This window comes from Blastococcus goldschmidtiae (assembly GCF_031845325.1).
GTDB lineage: Bacteria > Actinomycetota > Actinomycetes > Mycobacteriales > Geodermatophilaceae > Blastococcus > Blastococcus goldschmidtiae.
On sequence record NZ_JAVREI010000002.1, the window covers coordinates 289,229 to 310,252 of the forward strand.

The following is a 21,024-nucleotide window of genomic DNA, read 5'->3' on the forward strand; positions in this document are numbered from 1 at the left end:
CGGTTCCTGCCCGGCCGGGTCACCCTGGGCCGGTGAGAATCCTGGTCACCGGCGCGTCGGGGTTCGTGGGCAGCCGGCTGGCGGCCGCGCTCGTGGAAGCAGGGCACGAGGTCCGGGCGATGACCCGCCGGCCGGAGAGCTACGAGGGGCCGGGCACCCCCGTCGCCGGGGACGTCGGGGACGAGAACTCGCTGCGGGCGGCCCTCGAGGGCTGCGAGGTCGCCTACTACCTGGTCCACTCCCTCGACGACCCGGACTTCGAGCGCAAGGACGCCGAGGCGGCGCGCACCTTCGCCCGCGCCGCGGCCGCGGCCGGGATCCACCGGATCGTCTACCTCGGGGGTCTGGGCCGGGACGGCGACCAGCTGTCGAAGCACCTGCGCAGCCGCCGCGAGGTCGAGAAGCTCCTGGGCTCCACTGGTGTGCCGGTGACGGTCCTGCGTGCCGGCATCGTGGTCGGCCACGGCGGGGTGTCGTGGGAGATGACCCGCCAGCTCGTGGCGCACCTGCCGGCCATGGTGACCCCGCGGTGGGTCAGCACGCGGACGCAGCCGATCGCGGTCGCCGACGTCGTGCGGTACCTGGTCGGCGTCCTCGACGCACCCGAGGCCACCGGGCGGGTCTTCGAGGTGGGCGGCCCGGAGGTGCTCACCTACCTGCAGATGATGAGCCGCGTCGCCGAGATCCAGAACCGGCACATGTTCGTCGTCCCCGTGCCGCTGCTCAACCCGCAGCTGTCCTCGCGCTGGCTGGCGCTCGTCACCGACGTCGACCTGGACACCGGCCGCTCGCTCATCGACTCCATGACCAACGAGGTGGTCGTCACCGACGACGCCATCCGCTCGGTCGTGCCCTTCGAGCCGATGGACTACGACGAGATGGTGATGACCGCCCTGGTCGAGCGGGCGCGGGAGCGCCGGCAGCAGTCGGGGGACCGGCGCGGCGGGTGGCTCAGCCGCGGAGCGCGGCGGTGACCCGCGGCCGCACGATGCTCTCGGCCCGGATCCAGCGGGCGGCCGGGCCGCTGCTCCGGCGCGTGCCGCGTGACCACTGGGAGAGCGACGCGGCCTTCCGGCGACGCCGGCGGGTCACCGCCGCCACCGCGGTCACCGGGGCGTCGCTGCTGGGGGTGTCGCTGTCGACGCCACCGGGGTCGCCGCGGTTCTACGGGCTGACCCTCGGGGTCGCCGGCACCTGGGTGGCCGGCGGTCTGGCGTCCGGGCCGCTGCACCTGGGGCGGATGTTCGGGCCCGGCGACCGGCTGCGCCGGCCGCTGCTCACTCCGGTCGTCTCCGGGGTCGGGGCCTTCGGGGCCTTCTACGCCGCGGCGCTGGTCGCCCGGCGGATCCCGGTGCTGGAGCGGGCGATCGGCTCGGTGCTCCGCTACGCCGACCAGGGGTCCAACCCGCTGGTGCTGACCACCACGCTGGCCAACGGCCTGGCGGAGGAGGTGTTCTTCCGCGGTGCTCTCTACGCGGCGGCGGGCGCGGACCGGCCGGTACTGGTGTCGACCGCGGTGTACGGCCTGGCCACCACGACCACCCGCAACCCTGCACTCGTGCTGGCCAGCGTCCCGATGGGGCTGCTGTTCGCCGTGCAGCGCAGGATCACCGGCGGGATCCAGGCGCCCGTGCTCACGCACGTGGTGTGGTCGGCCCTGATGCTGCGCTACCTGCCGCCGCTGTTCGCCGACCGCCTGGCGGTGGAGGAGCGGGCGTCGGTGTCCGGTCGGGGGTGATCGCCGCTCACCGGTCGGGACGGAGTCCGGCTCCTGGCGTCGACCCGGGTCAGACCTCGGTGGGGCGATCGGCCTGCGCGGTGCCGGTCGTCCTCAGTGCCTGCTCGGGCAGCAGCCCCGAGTCGACCAGCTCGGCCAGGGCACGGCCGGCGGCCGCGTCGGCGAGCGTCTCGACCTGGCGTGCACGGAGGCGGGCGGCGTCCGGCTCGGAGCGGGCATCGATCTCGTCCAGCTCCGCGATCGCCCGCTGCTCCCAGGCGGCGAACGTCCGCCGGGCCTCGTCGACGGTCTCCTGCCGAACCGAGGGCAGGTGGTCGAAGACGTCCAGCGCTTCGGACGTGCGTCGCGCCGCGAGCCGACGGGCGGTGGCTTCCGCGTACGCGAGCTCGCCGGGATCGCTGCCGGCCGGTCCGGGCAGCCGGCCCAGGAGACGGCGACCGACCTGCTCGGCGCGCCCGGACCGCGATCGGCGCGTCGTCCCCAGCCGGTAGTCCTCGCCGTGCAGGGAGAGATCGTCGATCTCGTCGTCCACCTCGTGCAGCAGGGTGCGCGTCACCGCGGGCGGCAGCAGGCCCTCGTCGCTCAGCAGCTGGTAGGTGCGGCGCTCGACGTGCAGCCCGCGGCCGACCACGATGCGGTACTCCTGCCCCGGGTCGACGTCGAGGTCGGCCACCTCCTGACGTGCCGACCGCACCATTTCCGCGAACCGTTCGCTCGTCCGTGGATCGGCGCCCAGCCCCAGGTCGGTCATCTCCCGTTGCGCCGACTCGGTGGCCGAGACCCGTGCGATGGCCACCAGGTAGCGGTCGGCGAGTGAGGGGGTGGCGAGCCCCAGGCGCGCGACCAGCCAGCGGATCGTGGTGGCGTTGAGCAGCAGCGTGGCCAGCACGACGCCTCCGGTCAGGGTCACGAGGAGCTCGCGCTCGGCCAGTTCCTCCGGGAGCGCGAGGGCGAGCGCCAGCGCCACCCCGCCGCGGAGCCCGCCCCAGATCAGCACGGCTTCGTTGCGCCAGCCCAGCCTGGGGATGTGGGCCAGCCGCTCGAGCAGCCACACCACCGGAACGACGGCGAGGGCACGCGCCACCAGCACGACCGCCGCCGCCAGGACGATCGGACCGAGGTCATCCAGCAGTCCGCTCGGCCCGATCACCAGGCCGATCAGCAGGAAGAGCAGCGCGTTGGCGACGTAGTCCAGCGCCTCCCACGTCTGCTCCCACATCTCCCGCACCTCGGCCGACGCGCGGCTCGGGGCGTACCCGGCCAGCACCATCCCGGCCGCCGCGGTGGCCATGACCCCGGAGAACCCCAGGACGACGTCGGCGAGGACGAAGGACCCGTAGGCGACGGCGAGCGAGAGCCCGACGGCCGGCAGCCGGCCCAGCCACGGCAGCGCCAGGGAAGCAGCACAGCCCAGGACGATCCCGAACCCGGCTCCGCCACCGAAGACGACGACGAACTCCACCATCCCGGCGGCGACGCCCACCGACCCGCCGAGCGCCGCATCGACGAGGACGGCGAACAGCACGATCGCGACGCCGTCGTTGAGCAGGCTCTCGCCTTCCACCAGGGTCAGCAGCCGCCGTGGCACGCCGACCTCGCGGAACACGGCGACGACCGCCACGGGATCGGTGGCCGAGATCAGGGCCCCGAAGAGGAACGCGACCACCAGCGCCGTGCCGAGCGCCCAGTGGAGGGTGACACCGACGAGGACCGCGGAGACGAGGAAGGCCGGGACCGCCAGCGCCAGGATCGCCCCCAGGTTCCGGACGAAGGCGCGCAGATCGATCCCCAGCGCGGCGGCGAAGACCAGCAGCGGCAGGAACAGGAAGATCACCACCTGCTCGAAGGCCTCGCCCTCGAGCTGGGCGATCTGCGGGGCGAGGCCTGCTGCGGAGGCCACGAAGCCGACGACCACCAGGATGACGCTCAGCGGGATCCCGACCCGCCGGGCGACCGGTTCGAGTACCACCGCCACCATGAGCAGCACGGAGCCCTCGAGCAGCAGGCGCGGCAGTTCCACGGGAGCTCCTCCGCCTCATCCAGGAGTTCGGCACGGTCCAGGTGACGGTGGCACCCCGCCGTCCGCCCGGCATCTCGGGCGACCGTCGCCACCCGGGTGCGGACGACGCCGAGGCACCGCGAACGCGAAGCCCTTCGGCCGAACCATGGGGCGACGGCCCGCTCGACCACGGGCAGGTTGATGCGCGCCGGTGACAGGAGGATGGCGATCGGCCGGGCCAGCAGCAGCGCCGACAGCGCGCGTCGACCGCTCAGCCGTCCGTCGGCCGGGGCCACCGGCCGAACTGCTCGGCGGCCGCATCGGCGAAACCTGCCGGCTTGCCCGCCGCGGTGAAGGGCTGCGCGATCTGCGGCATCTCCTCCTCCCAGCGCCAGCCCTTGTTCCGGGCCGCCTCCACCGCCGCGGCGTGCCGGCCGGCGAGGTCCGGCTGCGAGCGGGCCCACTCGGCGAGCAGCGCATCGTCGACGTGGAGGTCGCGGACGGTCCGGTGCACGCCCACGAGCAGGACGGTGGCGATCTCGGTCCACGCCGCGTAGGTCATCTTCGGTTGGGTCGGCCCAGCGACGGCCGGGTCGGGGATCCCGACCGCGTCCCGATGACCGGCCGCGCCGTCCTACCTGCGGCGGCGCGCGAGGACCAGGCCGAGGGCCAGCACCGACGCGCCCGCGACGAGCAGCCGGCGGCCGCCGCCGACGGCGAGCACGACCACGGCGGCACGCGGACGCACCAGTCGCGTGCCCAGCAGGAGCCCTCCGGCGGGTGAGTGGACGCCCGCACCGGCGACGGCGACCGGGCGGGTGGGGGAGGCCAGGTGCGCCGTGATGCCGGCCTCGGCCAGGGCTTCGGCCAGCCCGCCCAGGTCCCGGCGGCCGGGGGCCACGCCGCTGCGCGCGGTCGCCGCCTCCCGCACCCGGGCCACGAAGTCGCCCACGTCCTCGGCGACGATCCGCACGTCCGCGCCGTCGGCGTGCACCTGCACGCCGACCCCGTCGACCTCGAGGGAGAGCTCGCCGGTCAGGTTCAGGGGGCCGTGCGGACCCGTCATCCCCGGCTGGCGTTCTCGGCGGTCGTGATCCGCAGCGTGCCGTTGAGCCGCCAGGTCGCGCGCGGCGCGTCCGACCCGGTCTCGCGGGGCACCTCCACGGTCATGTCGACGAACTGCGGTCGCGACGGGCATGACCGGTGTCGTGCTCACCGCTGTGTCGGCGCCTCCCTGCGGAGGGCCGTGGCCGGCTCCGGCTGGTCGGCTGCCCGTCGGACCAGAGCCGGGTCGGGCGCCCAGAGCCATGTGTCGTCCGCGGAGTCGTTCGCGGCGAGCACCGCGCGAAGGACCTGCCCGGGGTCGCAGCCGTACAGGCCGGCACCCCAGGTGGTGTTCGTCTCGAGCACGACGAGCCTGCCGTCGGCGAGCCGGGCGACGTCGAGGACGCAGGCCGGAGGGACGCGCGCGTCGGGCAGGCCCGAGAGCAGTTCGGCGGCGAAGGCCGCCGCGTGGTCGTGGAAGCTGGCCCGGTGGCGGTGCAGCAGCGGGCCCCACGCCTCTCCCTCGACGACGTAGGGGGAGCAGGCGACCGCCCGTCGGCCGATGCAGAAGACGCGGTACTCGCTGTCGCAGTCCAGCCACCGGTCGGCGACGAGCAGGCGGGCCGGCGGCGGGAGCGCGGCCTCGTGGACGGCAGCGGCCGCTGCCGCGGTCCCGGCGGTCCTCGTCGCCGAGAACCCGGAGGCTTTGGCGTCGGCGAGCTTGACCATGCGGACGGGGAACGGAACGTGCCCGGCCGCGACAGCTGCGGCGTCCACGACGGCCACCCGCCGTCCCAGGAGCTCGGGCGGGAGGGACGCGAACCACTGCGGTCCGGCGGCCGTGAGCCGGATGGGTGCCCCGCGGGCGATGAGCGCGGCGACGAGTCCCAGCGGCGCCCGCCAGGCCAGCCCCGGACGTGGGCGGAGACGGAGCTCCGCGGGGTTCCGAGGCAGGTCCAGGACGGTCAGGCCGAGCTGCTGCGCCGCCTCGCGCAGCCGTCCGGCGTTGTGCGTGCTGTCCGCGTACAGCGCCAGATCGGTGTAGGCCGGCACGCGCGGAAGCCTAGGGTTCCGCGCCCGTCGAGTCGCCGGCGGGACGGGCGGGCGACCGTCGACCGGTCGGAGCGGCGGGCGGTCCTGTTCAGACCTCGACGGCCGTGCCGCAGATGCCGCAGATCTCCAGCTGTCGTCGTCCCCACCGGGCGATCGGGATGAAGAAGACGGTGAACTGTTTCGCCGTCCGTACCCGCGCCCAGGTCGTGGTGTTGCCGCAGTTCGGGCAGGTGCGGACTTCCCCCGGGCCCAGGTCCTTGTGCTTGGTGCCGAAGCCGAAGAGGAAGAACATCCCGCCACGGTAGGCAGCCGGCCCGGCCGCCGCCTGGTGGGCCTTCCCCGCTCCGACGATGACAGGGGCCCGGCCACCGGCGGTGACCGGGCCCCTGTCGTCGGTGCGCCCGGAAGGTGCTCCGCCCGATCAGGGACCGGCGAAGACGCCCTCGCCGCGGGCCTCGGCGCGACCGGGAGCGGGCTCGTTGTAGCGACCGGCCTCGTGGCGCGCGACGACGAAGTGGTGCACCTCGTCGGGCCCGTCGGCCAGGCGGAGCGTGCGCTGGCTGGCGTACATGCCGGCCAGCGGCGTCCACTGGGACACCCCGGTGGCGCCGTGGATCTGGATGGCCTGGTCGATGATCTGGCACACCTTCTCCGGGACCATCGCCTTCACCGCCGAGACGTAGACCCGGGCCTGGGCGTTGCCGAGCACGTCCATCGCCTTGGCCGCCTTCAGCACCATGAGCTTGCAGGCATCGAGCTCGATGCGCGCCCGCGAGACCGTCTCCATGTTCTTGCCGAGGTTCAGGATCGGCTTGCCGAACGCTTCCCGGAACTTGCCCCGGCGGACCATCAGCTCCAGCGCCTTCTCGCCCTGGCCGATGGCGCGCATGCAGTGGTGGATGCGCCCGGGCCCCAGGCGGACCTGGCTGATCTCGAACCCACGGCCCTCGCCCAGGAGGATGTTGGAGACCGGCACGCGCACGTCGGTGAACCGGATGCGCATGTGGCCGTGCGGGGCGTCGTCGCGGCCGAAGACCTCCATCGGCTCGAGCACCTGGACACCCGGGGTGTCCATCGGCACGAGGATCTGCGACTGCTGCTGGTGTACAGGCGCCTCGGGGTTGGTCTGGCACATGACGATCATGATCTTGCAGCGCGGGTCGCCGGCACCGGAGATGTAGTACTTCTCGCCGTTGAGTACGTAGTCGTCACCGTCGCGCACCGCCTGGAGCCGGACGTTCTTGGCGTCGGAGCTGCCCACGTCGGGCTCGGTCATGGCGAAGGCGGAGCGGATCTCGCCGTTGAGGAGGGGCTCGAGCCACCGGGCCTTCTGCTCGGGCGTCCCGACGCGCTCGAGCACCTCCATGTTGCCGGTGTCGGGGGCGGAGCAGTTGAGCGACTCGGACCCGAGCGGGTACTTGCCGAGCTCGACGGCGATGTAGGCGTAGTCGAGGTTGGTCAGGCCGCCGACCTCGGAGTTGGGCAGGAAGAAGTTCCAGAGGCCTTCCTCCTTGGCCTTGTTCTTGGCGCCCTCGAGCGCCTCCAGCTGACCCGGCGCGTAGGACCACCGGTCGGCGCGTCCCTCGCCGAGCCGGTGGAACTCCTCCTGCATCGGCGCGACGACGTCCTCGAGGAACCGGACGACGCGGTCGTAGAGCGGTCGGGCCTCCTCGCTCATGCGTAGGTCGAACAGCTCCGTTGGCTCAGCGCGTTGCATCAGGTGTCCCTCTCAGCGTGTCCGTGCGGCAGGGCGGTCCTCACCGGGAGCGTGCCGAGAAGCGCAGCGACGACGCGGATCCGGTCGGACGGACCTTGAGCGTGACACAGCAGCGGCCGGCCGCTCGACCCGGATCCGTTCTCCCGGAGGGACAGCCGCTCGCGTCGGGGACCCACCGCGCGGTGGTGGGCGCCCACCGGGCACCGGCGAGCCCCCTCGAGACGAAGCCGATGACCGACGTCGTCCCCGTGCTGGAGCCGGCCGATCGGGGTCGCCCGACCGCCGGCCCGGTGCAGGTCGGCAGGTGTCACGAGGTCGTAACGGCGGGAGCACCGTGGCCCGCCGCCCGTCGGGTAGGGGCGCTGGATGCAGTCAGACAGCCTGGAGAGCACCAGCCGGACCGACCTGCTCGAGCGTGCACGGGCCGCCGACATCCGCGGGCGCTCCGCGATGAGCAAGGCGCAGCTGGTGTCGAGCCTGCGCGAGCTCGGACCGTCGGACGGGGACGGGGGGCACAGGGGGGACGGCGACCAACCGGAGGACGACGGCGTGATCAGGCGCGACGGCAGGGCCCCGGTGGGGTCCCGGGTGGAGGCCTTCCGGGAGCTCGCCGAGGCCCGCGCGCGGGGGGAGATGGTCCTGTTGCCGCGGATGCTGTCCGGCAACGACCGGCGCATGCACGTCCGCGAGACGGTGCGCGAGGACCACGAGACCCGCATCGCCACCAGCGACGTCGAGGCGCGGGCGAAGTTCGACAAGCTCGCCGGCTCGGTCTTCCACTTCTTCCGCGGCACGAACCTGCTCTTCTACCGGGACATCCTCGGCGAGGACGCCCGGATGCCCACCGTGCTGGCGCTCGGCGACGTCCATCCGGGCAACTTCGGCGTCATGCCGAGTGCGGACAACGTGCCCGTGTTCGGGGTCAACGACTTCGACGACGCCTTCTACGCGCCGTTCACCTGGGACCTGAAGCGGGGGGTCGTCGGCTTCATGCTGGGAGCGGCCGAGAAGTCCGGTCTCGAGCGGAAGAAGCAGCGCGCCATCGCGCAGCGGTTCGTCCGCGGCTACATCGAGGGCATCGCCGCCTATGCCACCGATGGGACCGAGCAGGACGAGCAGCTGCGGCTGGACAACGCCCCACCGATGATCGCCGAGCTCATCAGCGGCGTCATGGAGCGCGGCCGCGCGGAATGGCTGGCCGAGACGTTGCTGGACGAGCACGGGACCGGCTTCCGCACCGACGAGGAGCTCGTCCCGGTCAGCAGCAGGCGAGCTGAGTTCCAGGACCTGGTCGACCGCTACGTGCGCGAGAACGACGTCGCCGTCCCCGCCCGTGCGGGCGCGATGCGGGTGAAGGACGTCGCCGAGCGGAAGGGCGCCGGGACGGCGTCGCTGGGCCTGGCCCGGTACTTCGTGCTCATCGAGGGGCCGCGCGCCGACGGCACCGACGACCTGCTGCTGGAGTTCAAGCGGGCGCGCCGGTCGGCGCTGGCCGGCCTGGTGCCGCCCTCGGGCTTCGAGGTGGACCGGCAGGGGGACCGGATCCGGCACGCCCAGCGGGTGCACCTGGTCAACGGGGACGTCTTCTACGGCAGCGTCGACTTCGACGGCCACAGCCTGATGGTGCGGGAGCGGGCACCGTTCCGCGACGACATGAGCCTGGGCTCGCTGTCGGTGGGGGAGTGGAAGGAGTACGCCGCCATCTGCGGTCGCGTGCTGGCCCACACCCATGCGATGTCCGACGAGAACGGCCTCATCGACTACGACGTCGAGCCCGCGATCATGGAGGCGATCGGTGGCCACGACCTGTTCGTCGACGACCTGCTGCGCTTCGCCGACGAGGCCGTCGCCCGGGTGCGTGCCGACCACGAGCACTTCGTCGCCGATCACGAGCTCGGTGCCTTCCGCAGCGTCGACGTCGTCTACCGCTGACGCCGTGGCTCCGGAGGCGGCGTCACCGCCGTGGTCACGTCGATGACGAACCGGTGGCGGGCGTCGTCCCCGCCTCACCGGTCAGCGCGGCCCCTGGCCCCGATCCGGGTCGCGTCGCCCTCCATCCCGATCAGCTCGAAGCCCGCGCGGCGCCGACGATCTTGTCGAGCGGGCGTCTGGTGGCCGCTTCCGCGTGCCCGAGCATCCTGCGGTGGAACTGCATGTACTGCGTGCAGCCGCCGATGTCGGCGATCAGGAGCAGCGCACGCCGCGTGCGGCCCGGGGAGCACGGGTCCTCGACCGGGATCAGTACGTGGTCGGCGACCCGGGAGACACCTCTGCCGACCGCTCACGACCACGTCACGTCATGTCGACCGCGATCTTCAGCTGCCCGGGGCGGGGGGCGATCGCGGTGCTGAAGGCGGCCTGCACGTCGGCGACGGGGTGCACGTGGGTGACGTAGGACTCCCGTAGCTCCGGGTGCTCCGCCAGGTAGGTGTCGGCGTCCGCCAGCACCCGTCGCCGCTCCAGGGCCACGCCCGAGCGCAGGGTCAGGTTCTTCCGCAGGAAGGTCAGCATGTCGAAGGGGTAGATCGGGTCGTCCGGAATGCCGAAGTAGAAGACCTGGCCGGCGTACGCGACCGCGTCCAGCGCCGGCTGCAGTGTCGAGATCTGGTGGCCCACCGCCTCTACCACCACCTTCGGCCGGTCGGCGTCGGAGAGCCGCCCGGCCCACCGCTCGGCGCGCGCGGTGACCACCTCGTCGACACCGAAGACCGACGCGACGTCGCCGCGGTCCACCGGGTCCACGCCGGTGACGCGGGCCGCGCCCCGGGCCTTGAGGACGTGGCTGAACAGCAGCCCGATCGGGCCCTGACCGATCACCGCGACCGACTGCCCCGAGACGTCGCCGAGCTGCTCGACGGCGTAGAGCACGCAGGCCAGCGGCTGCAGCATGACGGCGGTGGTGGCCGGCAGCGTGGTGTCGTAGCCGGCCAGGCCGTCGCCGTCGGTGACCACCAGCTCGGCGATGCCGTCGAACATCGACGCCCAGCCGACGACGAGGTCACCGGGGGAGTGGTCGGGGTGCCGGCTGGCGACGACCTCACCGACGATCTCGTGCATGGGGAAGCCCGGCGCCCGCGTGGCGCCCCAGCCGTCCTCGGCGGCCGGGTGCGGCCACAGCCCGCCACGGAAGTTGGGCAGGTCACTGCCGCAGATCGCACCGGCACGGGTCGCCAGCAGCACGTGCCGCGGGGGAAGCGCGGCCGGGTCAGGGGCAGCGATCTCGACCTGCTCGAACCGGAAGGGGCCGCTGAGCGTCTGTGCCCACATGGAAGATCTCCGTCCTGCTGGTGCCGTCACCTGGCTGCCGCCGACCGCCCTGGGGCCACACGCTACGTGCGCGTCCGTGACGTGAACCCTGTCAGGCGGACGCCTTGGTTCGCTGAGCTGTGGCGTGGACCCGGCTCAGCCACGGCCCGAGCGCGGAGAAGAACGACAGTACGAAGCCTGCGAGAACCGCGGTCCAACCAGCCGCGGCTGCGCCGTCGGACTCGAGCGCGGGGGCCGCCCCGACGGCCGAGATGAGCCCTGGGACCGGAACGACGGTGGATTCCATCCGGTGTCCGTGGTCCGCCACACCACATACGCACACGTCTCGGGGTGACGGCACATCCTCCGTCGTCGGGCGCCCGGTGTGGCAAGGTCGAGAGCGCGCCCGTTTGCTCGGGTGTGGTGCTGGACGGTCGCCCTGCTCCGCATGGGGCCGGACGAGGGGGGACATGAGCGGGAAAGCCGTCCGACCCATCGACGCACAGCGCGAGGGGACGGGATGGACACCGGCCGCGTCGGAGCCGGGTCCGCTGTCCGAGGTGCCGGTTCCAGCCGTCCCGGTGCCCGGGGACAGCGCCCTCTCGGTCCCGCCCGAGACCCCGCCGCTCGGCGCCATGGCGATCCTGCGGATCGGCGGCTTCCTCGTCCTCTACCTCAACGCCGTCGCGGTCTTCCTCGGTGTCATGGCGCAGGCGATCGCCCGCGGCTGGCTCGCCTTCGAGCTGACCGGGTCGAACGCGGCGCTGGGCGGGATCCTGCTGGCGTTCGGAGTGGCCCTCCTGCTGGCGACCCCCTGGGGTGGGGTGGCCGCCGACCGGTTGCCCAAGCGGCTGGTGCTGCAGCTCTCGGTGCTCCTGCTGGCGGTGTCGAGCGCAGGGGTCGGGCTGGCCGTCGTCTTCGACGTCATCGCCTACTGGATGCTGCTGTGCGCCAGCGTGCTGCAGGCCGTGGGTTTCGCGCTGTTCGGCCCCGCCCGGATGGCCTTCCTCGCCGAGCTCGTCCCGCGCGGGTCGATGCCCCAGGCCGTCTCGCTGCTGCTGGTCAACGCCGAGGTGAACAGGGTGGTCGGTCCCGCGCTGGCCGGGGTGGTCATCGGTGCGGTGACCTGGGGCATCGAGGCGATCTTCCTGATCAGCGCTGGCCTGGCGGTCGTCGGGGTGCTCCTCACCGCCGCCCTTCCGCCCGGGCGGCCGGGAGAGCCTTCCGGCCGGTCCCCGCTGGGGGAGCTGGCCGACGGGGTGCGCTACGTCCACCGGCACAGGGAGCTCAACGCCCTGGTGTGGTGCGGCATCGGCGTCACGATGCTGGGGATGCCGTACCTGGCGTTCATGCCGACCATCGCCAGCGACCTGTTCGGCCTCGGTTCCGTCGGCTACGGCGTTCTGTCCGCGACCTCCGCGGTCGGCGGAGTCGCGGCCGGTGTGCTCCTGGGGCGGCGCGGCTCGTGGGTGCGGCGCAGGCGGGTCTTCGTGGGGGCGGGCGCCCTCTTCGGCGTGGCCCTGTGCTCGCTCGCGATCGCGCCGACCGCCTACGTCGCGGTGGTCGTGCTCCTCGCCGTCGGCGCGGCGATGCTCGCCTTCCAGACCAGCAACCAGTCGCAGCTGCTCCACCTGGCGGATACGGAGTTCCACGGGCGGGTGCAGGGCCTGGTCATGCTCAGCTTCGGCGCCTTCGGCATCGCAGCACTGCCGCTCGGGCTGCTCGCCGACCTGATCGGGTTGCGCTGGACGCTGTGCGGGATGGGTGCCGGTGTGATCGCCGTCGTGGCCGTGTACGCAGTCGCCGGCCGGCGCAGGTCGGCGATGGCGCGCAGGTCGCGCGACTCCGACTGAGTCGGCCGGACGCGGGTGGCGCATCCGTCCACGGCCGCGGAAGGGTCGCCGCCCGACGGTGGGCGACCGGGCGCAGGAACGGGAGCCCGTTGCGGTCCCCGGCCGGCGAGCCCGCCGTCGCCTACCTGGGACCGGACTCGCGAGCGCCGAAGACGGGGTCACGCTTGTCGACGAAGGCGCGCGCGGCTTCGGCGTGGTCATCCGTCGCGAAGGTCGCGAGGTGGTGGGTGACCTCGACGTCCATGTAGTCGTCGAGTGGAGTGGTCAGCGCGAGCGCGACGTTCTGCTTCATCGACGCCAGCGCCGTGCGCGGCCCGTCCGCCAACCGGTGCGCCACCGCCATCGCCTCTCGCTCGAGGGCGTCCGGCGGAATCACGGCGTTGACCAGTCCCAGCCGCAGGGCGTCGTCCGCCGACAGCCGCGGGGAGAGGTACAGCAGCTCCCGCGCGCGCGCCGGCCCCACGAGGCGCACGAGGAACCACGCGCTGCCGTAGTCGCCGGCGAGCGCGACGCGGGCGAAGGCGGTGGTCAGCACGGCGGACGACGCCGCGTAGCGCAGGTCGCACGCCAGCGCCATCGACAGGCCCGCTCCCGCAGCGGCCCCGGGGAGCACCGCGATGGTGGGCTTGGGCATCCGCCACAGGCGCCCGCTGGTGGCGCGCTGGTTCGCGCGCTGCAGCAGCTCCTTCGACGCCTCGGGCGCGCCGGGCGAGCGCTCGGCGAAGCCCTTCACGTCACCGCCCGCACAGAACGCGCCACCTGCCCCGGTGAGCACCACGGCACCGACCGCGTCATCCGCCTCCACCTGCGCGAGCGTGGTGCCGAGAGCGCCGATCATCTGCTCGGACAGGGCGTTCCGGCGCTCCGGGCGGTTCATGGTGAGCACGGCGACGCCGTTCTCGACGCGGGCGAGCAGGTGGTCGGTTCCGGTCTCGATGTCTGTCACGTCTCCTCCAGCGGGACGATGTCGAAGCGCACTCCGCCGACGACGGCTGCGCGATGCTCGACGCCGGGCAACGCCAGCCGCGCCGCGGTCACGGCGGCGACGTCGCCTGCGCCGGCGACGAAGGACAGGTGCTGGCGGCCGTCGTCGAGAGGCAGGCGGCAGTCGCTGCCGACTGCCGTGATGTCGAGCAGCGCCGCCCAGCGTCGGGCCACCTCGCCCGGGTCGGGGACCATGATGGTGACCTCGCGCAGCCCACCGGCGCACGTGGGGCTGCTCCCGGTCCAGGCCGGACCCGCCCATCGCCAGGACCCGGCCGGGTCGACGGAGTCCAGCGCCAGGAGCACGCCACCCGTGTCCCTGGGATGCAGGTGCACGTCGACGACGTCGGGCAACTCGACCCGGTGCACTTCACGCACGCCGAGACCCGTGTGACGGTCGTGCGCCGTGAGCGTCGGCGGTCCGTCGATCATGAGCATGTAGCCGCCGTCGCCGCCGTTCCGCGCCAGCCACCGACCGGCCGCCGTGCCGGGCGTCGAGGGCGACACGACTTCGACGAAGTCGCAGCCCGCAGCGAGGACAGCGTTGGTGAGGCCGAACCGCCCGACGCCGGGGTCATGGTGCGGTGCGGTGGCTGCGAGGAGCTCCTGCAGCGCCTGCTCGACCGGCGCGCGGTCGTGTGCGGCGAGCACGAGCTGGCGCAGGCGTGTCACGCCCTCACTTCAGCACGTGGGGGGCCGAGCTACAACACGCCGGTGCCAGGCCGGCCCGGTGACGGGACATCCGCGAGCGCGACCGGGAGCTAGCCCGCCGGCGCAAAGGTGTTCAGTCCCGACGTCGTGTCGTGTCGCACCGTCCCCCGCAGCCCGACCGCATGCCGGTCCGGACTCGTCAGCACCGGGAGCGACTCCGCGTCGTCGGCCACCCCGGCCACGAAGCGCGCTCCGTCGCCGAGCCGGCCGATCACCACCGCGCGGGCCAGCTCGCCGTCCGGTCCGGGCAGCACCGTGTAGCTCTCGATGGTGGCCGCCCCGTCCGGCCTCGGCTCCAGCCGCGGGCCGGGGCGCTGCGCGGCGTCGACTGCCTTCTGCCGGGACGGCTCGTCGTCCTCGACGAAGACGCCCCCAGGCGGCGGCGCCGCGGACACCACCAGGGCGTGGTGCTTGGTGGCGTACTCACCGTTGCCGTATAGCAGCCCCGTCGCATCGGCCCCCGCCTCGCGCAGCCGCTCGAGCATCACGTTGGCCGCGCAGCTCATGTAGGCGTTGATCGGCCCGCCGTAGAAGGTCAGGCCGCCTGCGACGGTCAACTCGCGCTCCGGCGGGACGTCCAGCACCGAGGCGGCGATCCACGGGATGACCGGGAAGCAGCTGTAGAGCTCGAGCAGGTCCGGTACCCCGCCCGCGAGCTGCACCGCGTCGCGCAGCACCGCCGCGATCGCGGCCGAGTCCGCGTACGTCGCGCGTTCCAGGACATCGGTCGTGTCCGTGGCGCCGGCGGCGCCCCACAGGAACACCATCCGGTCGGGCCTGACGCCGAGCGCGCGCGCGTGTCCGTACGTGGTCACGATGGTGGCCGCCGACTGGTCGACGTCGGAGTTGGCGCACATGTACTTGGTGTAGGGGTACGAGACCCAGCGGTTGGCCGCGTCCGGTGTCGCGATCTGCTCGGGGGTCGGCGCGGACGGCACTGCGGCACCGGGTACCCGGGCGGCGACCCGCGCGAGGCCCGCCTGGATCTCCGCCGACCGCCGCTGCCCCTGCGCCGGCGTCGCATCGAGCGCCGCCCGGCGGGCCAGCTCGAACATCGGGTAGACCTGGACCGGGGCGCGCAGCCCGTGGGCGGTGGCCGGCCCCGCCACGCCGACCCCCGGGACGTACGGCACCGGCGGGTGCCCGGCCGGTGTCCACTCCGGCTGGACACCGGCGGTGCCGAGCACCCGGCGTGACCGCAGCGACTCGCCCCCGACGACCACGGCCAGCCGGCTCTGCCCCCGCTGCACGCGTGCGGCCGCGGCCGCCAGCAGCCGCGTCGGCTGGTCTCCGCCGATCGGGCTGTAGCTAGCCCGCGACGGGCGCATCCGGACCCGGGAGCCGACCGCGCCCGTCGGGTCGGCGTAGTTCCAGGACAGCAGGTTGATGACGTCGAGCGAGTCCGCTTCGGCCAGCTGCGCCGCGGTCAGCCCGGCGTCCTCGGCCGCGGCGCGGACCGCGGCGGCCAACAGGTCAGCGGGCTCCGTCGTCTCCTCGGGGGTGCGCGGCTTGCGGGTGACGTTCGCCCCGCCGATCACGACCGGCAGGGAGTCCTCCAGGGCGAGCATCGGGTGCTCCTTGCTGTCGGGTGCTGTCAGGCTGCGGCAGCGCCGGGGGCGGTGGTGCCGGCGGAGGGCCAGCACCGCCGCTCGGATGACCTGATCCTCAGGAATAGCATGCCCTCCGGCACCGGAGGAGGACGTAGTGGAGAACGACGGCCCGTCGCCGGACGCCACGACCGCCCCCAGGTGGTTCTCGGCGGCGCTGGCCTCGTCCCCGGACCACCTCGACGTGGAGGTCGACGGCTGCGCGATCCACCTGCGCTGCTGGGGGGACCAGGCACACCCGGGCCTGGTTCTCGTGCACGGCGGCGCCGCGCACTCCGGCTGGTGGGACCACGTCGCGCCGTTCTTCGCCGCTCGGCAGCGGGTGGTCGCGGTCGACCTGAGCGGGCACGGCGACAGCGGCCACTGCGAGCACTACGACATGTCCGTCTGGGCCACCGAGGTGCTGGCTGCGGCGGTCGCCGGCGGGATCAGTGGGCCGCCCGTGGTGGTCGGCCACAGCATGGGCGGCTGGGCCGTGGCCACCGCAGGCGTCGAGCACGGCGAGCGGCTCGCCGGGGCGGTCATCATCGACTCGCCGCTGAACGACCGGCCTCCGGAGGACGAGGGGATGCGCCGCCGGCCCCGGCCACGGCGGGTCTACGCCACGCTGGAGGAGGGGGTCGCCCGCTTCACCACCCTTCCGCGCCAGGAGGTGCTGCTGCCGTACATCGCCCGGCACATCGCGGAACAGTCGCTCCGGCAGGTCGAGGGCGGCTGGAGCTGGAAGTTCGACCCGCGGATGTTCGGCCAGCGCCGGCTGATGCGCGAGCTGCTGCCCGACCTGCGCTGCCGGGCGGCGCTGTTCCGGTCGGAGTTCGGACTGGTCCCGCCCGCGATGGCGGCGCAGATCGAGCAGCTGCTCCCCGCGGGCGCCCCGGTGATCGAGCTGCCCGACGCCGGGCACCACCCGATGCTCGACCAGCCGCTGCCGTTGGTCGCAGCTCTGCGCACCCTGCTCACGTCCTGGACCGCAGCGGTCCCGTGACCACGGACGCGCGTTGCTGCCGGCCGCGCACCGGCCGGAACAGCCGCTCCTGAGGCGAGGCTCGATCCCCGGCCCGACCCCCTCCGGCAGCCCGTCCACATGCCCGCTCCCGACGATGCGACCGCCGGCGCGGTGCTACTTTGCCCGAGACGGCACGTGACATTCGTCTCACATTCTGGAGCGCCCGTGACTGCGGATGACAGGAACGCGGGCCCGGCCGGCCCGCAGGTGGACGTCGTCGTCGTGGGGGCGGGCTTCGCCGGCCTGTACCTCCTGCACCGACTGCGGGCGGAGGGCTTCTCCGTGCGGGTGTTCGAGGCGGCGAGCGACGTCGGCGGCACGTGGTTCTGGAACCGGTACCCGGGCGCGCGCTGCGACATCCCCACCACCGACTACACCTTCAGCTTCGACCCGGAGCTCGAGCGGGAGTGGACCTGGTCGGAGAAATACGCCACCCAGCCCGAGATCTTGCGGTATCTGCAGTTCGTGGCCGACCGCTACGACCTCCGCCGGGACATCACGTTCGACACCCGGGTCGAGGGAGCCGACTGGGACGACGTGGCCGGGCTCTGGGTGGTGCGGACCTCGACCGGTGAGACGGTCAGCTGCCGTCACTACGTGATGGCGACCGGCTGCCTGTCCGTGCCGAAGGCCCCCGACATCGAGGGCGCCCCGCGGTTCGCGGGCGAGGTGTACTTCACCAGCCGGTGGCCGCACGAGGGAGTCGACCTCACCGGCAAGCGGGTCGCCGTCGTCGGCACCGGCTCCTCGGGCATCCAGTCGATCCCGCTGATCGCGCAGCAGGCGGCCCAGCTGACCGTCTTCCAGCGGACGCCGAACTTCTCCATACCGGCGCACAACGGTCCGGCCCCGGCCGACCGGCTCGCCCAGCTGGCTGCCGACCGCGACGCCTACCGCACGGCGGCGAAGTGGTCGCGGGGCGGCGTCCCGGCCGAGGTCACCGACGTCCTCGGCGTGACGGCCCCCGAGGAGGTGCGACGGGAACGCTTCGAGGCGGCGTGGGAGGCCGGCGAGCTGTTCGCCATCCTCGGCGTCTTCGCCGACCAGGGCGTCAACCCGGCGTCGAACGAGATCGTGGCCGAGATGGTCCGGGAGAAGATCCGGTCGATCGTCGACGACCCGGAGACCGCCGAGGCGCTGTGCCCGAAGGACCACTACTTCGGCACGAAGCGGCCGTGCCTGGACAGCGGGTACCACGCGACGTTCAACATGCCGCACGTCCGGCTCGTCGACCTGCGCAAGACGCCGATCACGACGATCACCGAGACGGGCATCGACACGGCGACGGAGTCCAACGAGTTCGACGTGATCGTCTACGCCACCGGGTTCGACGCCATGACCGGAGCCCTGGTCGGCGTCGACGTCACCGGGCGCGACGGGGTCACCCTGAAGGAGAAGTGGGCCGATGGACCGTCGACCTACCTGGGGCTGACCACCGTCGGGTTCCCGAATTTCTGCGCCCTCACCGGGCCGGGCAGCCCCTCTGTGCTGTCCAACATGGCGGTCTCGATCGAGCAGCACGTCGACTGGGTGACCGACTGCCTCGTCGACCTGCGCGCGAAGGGCATGACGACCATCGAGCCGACGCCGCCGGCCGAGGACGGCTGGAACCAGCACGTCGCCGACTGTGCGGCGATCTCGCTGCACCCGACGGCGAACTCCTGGTACATGGGCGCCAACGTGCCCGGCAAGCCGCGGGTCTTCTACCCCTACATCGGCGGGGTCGACAACTACCGGGCCGCGTGCGACGAGGTCCGGGCGACGGACTACCTGGGCTTCCGGCTGTCAGGGCCGGGTGGCGAGCAGTGCCACGACGGCGTCGTCCGCCGGCTCCAGCCCGACGTCGCACTCGTGCTCGACGCCATGGCGCAGATGGGGCTGCCTCCTCTGGAGTCCATGTCGCCGCCGGAGGCGCGGGCGTTCATGGAGATGAGCAACGGGATGCGGCCGCCCGGTCCGGACGTCGGCGAAGTCGTCGACGGCGTGCTGCCCGGCCCGGCCGGCGAGCTGGAGTACCGGCTGTTCCGCCCCGCCTCGCCCGGGCCGCATCCCGTCGTCCTGTACTTCCACGGCGGTGGATGGGTGCTCGGCGACCAGCTGTCCGACGAGCCGCTGTGCCGTGACCTGTGCGTACGCACCGACGCCGTCGTCGTGTCGGTGGACTACCGCCACGCGCCCGAGACGCGCTACCCGGCCGCCGCCGAGGACGCGTGGGCGGCGCTGCAGTGGGTCGGCGCGCACGCGATCGAGCTCGGCGGGATCCCCGACCACCTCGTCGTCGCAGGATGGAGCGCCGGGGGCAACCTGGTCGCCGTCGTCACCCAGCGGGCGCGGAACGAGGGTGGCCCCGTCGTGCGCGGCCAGCTGCTGCTGACCCCGGTGACCGACTCGACCATGGACACCGGGTCGTTCGAGGAGAACGCCGACGGCTACGTGCTGACCGCGCCCCTCATGCGCTGGTTCTGGGACCACTACTGCGATCCCGAGCGACGCACGGAGTCGACCGCGGCCCCGCTGCGTGGGGAGTTGGGCGGCCTACCGCCGGCGATCGTGGTCACCGCGGAGTTCGACCCGTTGCGTGACGAGGGCATCGCGTACGCCGAGGCGCTGCGCGCGGCCGACGTGCCGGTCGAGCACGTCGCGGCACGCGGGCACACGCACATGTCGTTGACGATGGTCGACGTCGTGCTCTCCGGCGCACGGGTTCGCGAGGAGATCGCGCTGCGGCTGCGTGCGCTGTTCCGCCAGCCGGCGGAGGTCTGACCGCCGGCCGAGGACGAGGGACCGCCGGTGGTCACCGCACGACCGCCGGCGGCCTGCCCGCGTGTTCGGCCCCCCGGAGAGGTCGCCCGCCACCGCCGTCCGGAGGCGTACATGCCGGAGGTCATGGTGGGCAGGTGGTGTCTGCCGGCACCTGTGGGGGCCGTGCGCCGCTCCTAGCGTCGTGCACGGGAACACGGGGGAGAGGGTCGACGACGAGCGAGGGGGTCACCCGTTGCCCATGGATGGCAGGTCACCCAGGATCTTCTGAAGGACCAACCGCGCGGGCGCCGGCCACGGTGAGACGGCCTCGTGCCAGCGAGCAGGCCCGGCACCCGCACACCTACGGCCTCGTCGCAGGCGCGCCCGGCTAGCGCATCGCCCGCCGGGCACGACACCGTCCGCAGCTGACAGCTCCGGGGAAAGGCAGGGAACGTGACCGTCCGGCAGTCCTCCGTCGTCACCGGCGCCGCCCGGGGAGTGGGCCGGGCCATCGCCGAACACCTCGCCGAAGACGGTCACGTGGTGGTCATCGACGTCACCGACCACCTCGACTGGCGACACGAGCGGGTCGAGCTCGTCACCGGGGACGCCCGCGACCCTCAGGTCACTGCCGAGGCGGCCCGCCGGGCCGAGACCGCCGGCCCTCTGACCGGATGGGTCAACAACGCCGCGATCTTCCGCGACGCCACCTTCACCTCGTCCTCCGCGCTGCAGGTGACCGAGCTCATCACCGCGAACCTGGCACTGGCCGTCACCGGTTGCTCCGCCGCGGTCCACCACTTCCTCGCCCACGCGCGAGCCGGAGCCATCGTCAACGTCTCCTCCCACCAGGCCCAACGCCCCGTCCGGGGCGCCCTGCCGTACGCGGTGGCGAAGGCAGCCATCGAAGGTCTGACCCGCGCCGTCGCTGTGGACCACGGGCCCGACGGCATCCGCGCCAACGCCGTCGCCCTCGGCTCGATCACCACCGAGCGCTACGAGGAGTACCGGGCCGAGCACCCGGACGCCGACGAGCAGATGGCGCTCCTGCACCCCCTCGGACGCGTGGGCACGTCCCGTGAGGTCGCCGCCTCGGTCGCCTTCCTGCTCTCCCCGGCAGCAGGCTTCATCAGCGGTGCCGTCCTTCCCGTAGACGGCGGCCGTGCGGCCAACGGCGCCGACCCCGAGGCCAGGGAGGTTCGACCTTCCTCGGTTCCCGGCGTGCCGACCGGGACCTCGCCCGGCGCGGCAACGGCGGGGTGACAACGCACGAGTCGAGGCCGGCCGCTGGGACGACGTCCGGCCCGTCCCGAGTCGGTCCTGC

General features: G+C 73.3%; 17 protein-coding genes. 7 read left to right on the top strand and 10 right to left on the bottom strand.

The window, feature by feature from the left end; all coding sequences use genetic code 11:
* Positions 1-32: 32 nt before the first annotated feature.
* Both RM425_RS06130 and RM425_RS06135 read left to right on the top strand, forming a co-directional pair.
* Positions 33-974: an NAD(P)H-binding protein gene (locus tag RM425_RS06130; protein WP_311344299.1), complete on the top strand. Its 942-nt coding sequence runs from the start codon at positions 33-35 to the stop codon at positions 972-974.
* On the top strand, positions 971-1,738 hold the full coding sequence (locus RM425_RS06135) for a CPBP family intramembrane glutamic endopeptidase (protein ID WP_311344300.1): 768 nt from the start codon (positions 971-973) through the stop codon (positions 1,736-1,738). Before RM425_RS06130 ends, RM425_RS06135 begins: the two co-directional genes overlap by 4 nt.
* Before the next feature lie 49 nt (positions 1,739-1,787).
* Here RM425_RS06135 and RM425_RS06140 read toward each other — a convergent pair whose 3' ends face one another.
* The 6 genes from RM425_RS06140 to RM425_RS06165 form a co-directional block, all read right to left on the bottom strand.
* Positions 1,788-3,758, bottom strand: coding sequence for a cation:proton antiporter (locus tag RM425_RS06140; RefSeq protein ID WP_311344301.1), 1,971 nt, complete (start codon positions 3,756-3,758; stop codon positions 1,788-1,790).
* A 250-nt stretch (positions 3,759-4,008) separates the two neighbouring features.
* Positions 4,009-4,299 carry a DUF1932 domain-containing protein gene (locus RM425_RS06145; protein WP_311344302.1) on the bottom strand — a complete coding sequence of 97 codons (291 nt, stop codon included), beginning with the start codon at positions 4,297-4,299 and terminating at the stop codon, positions 4,009-4,011.
* 72 nt (positions 4,300-4,371) lie between these two features.
* The gene (locus tag RM425_RS06150) at positions 4,372-4,803 is read right to left on the bottom strand and encodes a hypothetical protein (protein WP_311344303.1); all 432 of its coding nucleotides are present in this window, start codon (positions 4,801-4,803) and stop codon (positions 4,372-4,374) included.
* Between the two features lie 146 nt (positions 4,804-4,949).
* Positions 4,950-5,834 carry an ATP-grasp domain-containing protein gene (locus tag RM425_RS06155; protein ID WP_311344304.1) on the bottom strand — a complete coding sequence of 295 codons (885 nt, stop codon included), beginning with the start codon at positions 5,832-5,834 and terminating at the stop codon, positions 4,950-4,952.
* 88 nt (positions 5,835-5,922) lie between these two features.
* Positions 5,923-6,126, bottom strand: a complete 204-nt coding sequence (locus tag RM425_RS06160; RefSeq protein WP_311344305.1) for a zinc-ribbon domain-containing protein — start codon at positions 6,124-6,126, stop codon at positions 5,923-5,925.
* 129 nt (positions 6,127-6,255) lie between these two features.
* Entirely contained in the window at positions 6,256-7,551 is a 1,296-nt protein-coding gene (locus RM425_RS06165) for an acyl-CoA dehydrogenase family protein (RefSeq protein ID WP_311344306.1), read from the bottom strand.
* Positions 7,552-7,917: 366 nt separating this feature from the next.
* On the opposite strand from RM425_RS06165, the gene RM425_RS06170 reads away from it, so the two are divergent.
* On the top strand, positions 7,918-9,483 hold the full coding sequence (locus RM425_RS06170; RefSeq protein ID WP_311344307.1) for a DUF2252 domain-containing protein: 1,566 nt from the start codon (positions 7,918-7,920) through the stop codon (positions 9,481-9,483).
* A 360-nt stretch (positions 9,484-9,843) separates the two neighbouring features.
* Here the strand turns inward: RM425_RS06170 and RM425_RS06175 are convergent, their stop codons facing one another.
* Positions 9,844-10,818: a zinc-binding dehydrogenase gene (locus RM425_RS06175; RefSeq protein ID WP_311344308.1), complete on the bottom strand. Its 975-nt coding sequence runs from the start codon at positions 10,816-10,818 to the stop codon at positions 9,844-9,846.
* Between the two features lie 449 nt (positions 10,819-11,267).
* Between RM425_RS06175 and RM425_RS06180 the strand changes: the two genes are divergently transcribed.
* Positions 11,268-12,650: an MFS transporter gene (locus tag RM425_RS06180; protein ID WP_311344309.1), complete on the top strand. Its 1,383-nt coding sequence runs from the start codon at positions 11,268-11,270 to the stop codon at positions 12,648-12,650.
* 121 nt (positions 12,651-12,771) lie between these two features.
* Here RM425_RS06180 and RM425_RS06185 read toward each other — a convergent pair whose 3' ends face one another.
* The 3 genes from RM425_RS06185 to RM425_RS06195 form a co-directional block, all read right to left on the bottom strand.
* On the bottom strand, positions 12,772-13,596 hold the full coding sequence (locus RM425_RS06185) for an enoyl-CoA hydratase (protein ID WP_311344310.1): 825 nt from the start codon (positions 13,594-13,596) through the stop codon (positions 12,772-12,774).
* Positions 13,593-14,306: a VOC family protein gene (locus tag RM425_RS06190; protein ID WP_311344311.1), complete on the bottom strand. Its 714-nt coding sequence runs from the start codon at positions 14,304-14,306 to the stop codon at positions 13,593-13,595. Before RM425_RS06190 ends, RM425_RS06185 begins: the two co-directional genes overlap by 4 nt.
* A gap of 89 nt (positions 14,307-14,395) precedes the next feature.
* Complete coding sequence (locus tag RM425_RS06195) at positions 14,396-15,913, bottom strand: hypothetical protein (RefSeq protein ID WP_311344312.1); 1,518 nt, start codon at positions 15,911-15,913, stop codon at positions 14,396-14,398.
* A gap of 136 nt (positions 15,914-16,049) precedes the next feature.
* Here RM425_RS06195 and RM425_RS06200 point away from each other — a divergent pair, with 136 nt between their 5' ends.
* The 3 genes from RM425_RS06200 (at position 16,050) to RM425_RS06210 (ending at position 20,963) form a co-directional block, all read left to right on the top strand.
* Positions 16,050-16,937 carry an alpha/beta fold hydrolase gene (locus RM425_RS06200; protein ID WP_311344313.1) on the top strand — a complete coding sequence of 296 codons (888 nt, stop codon included), beginning with the start codon at positions 16,050-16,052 and terminating at the stop codon, positions 16,935-16,937.
* A 186-nt stretch (positions 16,938-17,123) separates the two neighbouring features.
* Positions 17,124-19,721, top strand: a complete 2,598-nt coding sequence (locus tag RM425_RS06205; RefSeq protein WP_311344314.1) for a flavin-containing monooxygenase — start codon at positions 17,124-17,126, stop codon at positions 19,719-19,721.
* A gap of 432 nt (positions 19,722-20,153) precedes the next feature.
* Complete coding sequence (locus tag RM425_RS06210; protein ID WP_311344315.1) at positions 20,154-20,963, top strand: SDR family NAD(P)-dependent oxidoreductase; 810 nt, start codon at positions 20,154-20,156, stop codon at positions 20,961-20,963.
* The last annotated feature ends 61 nt before the right edge of the window (positions 20,964-21,024 follow it).

Excerpts from the sequence above, each read along its gene's own strand:
- RM425_RS06145 (WP_311344302.1), bottom strand. The coding sequence starts at position 4,299 with ATGACCTACGCGGCGTGGACCGAGATCGCCACCGTCCTGCTCGTGGGC.
- RM425_RS06150 (WP_311344303.1), bottom strand. The coding sequence starts at position 4,803 with ATGACGGGTCCGCACGGCCCCCTGAACCTGACCGGCGAGCTCTCCCTC.
- RM425_RS06160 (WP_311344305.1), bottom strand. The coding sequence starts at position 6,126 with ATGTTCTTCCTCTTCGGCTTCGGCACCAAGCACAAGGACCTGGGCCCG.
- RM425_RS06165 (WP_311344306.1), bottom strand. The coding sequence starts at position 7,551 with ATGCAACGCGCTGAGCCAACGGAGCTGTTCGACCTACGCATGAGCGAG.
- RM425_RS06170 (WP_311344307.1), top strand. The coding sequence starts at position 7,918 with ATGCAGTCAGACAGCCTGGAGAGCACCAGCCGGACCGACCTGCTCGAG.
- RM425_RS06175 (WP_311344308.1), bottom strand. The coding sequence starts at position 10,818 with ATGTGGGCACAGACGCTCAGCGGCCCCTTCCGGTTCGAGCAGGTCGAG.
- RM425_RS06180 (WP_311344309.1), top strand. The coding sequence starts at position 11,268 with ATGAGCGGGAAAGCCGTCCGACCCATCGACGCACAGCGCGAGGGGACG.
- RM425_RS06195 (WP_311344312.1), bottom strand. The coding sequence starts at position 15,913 with ATGCTCGCCCTGGAGGACTCCCTGCCGGTCGTGATCGGCGGGGCGAAC.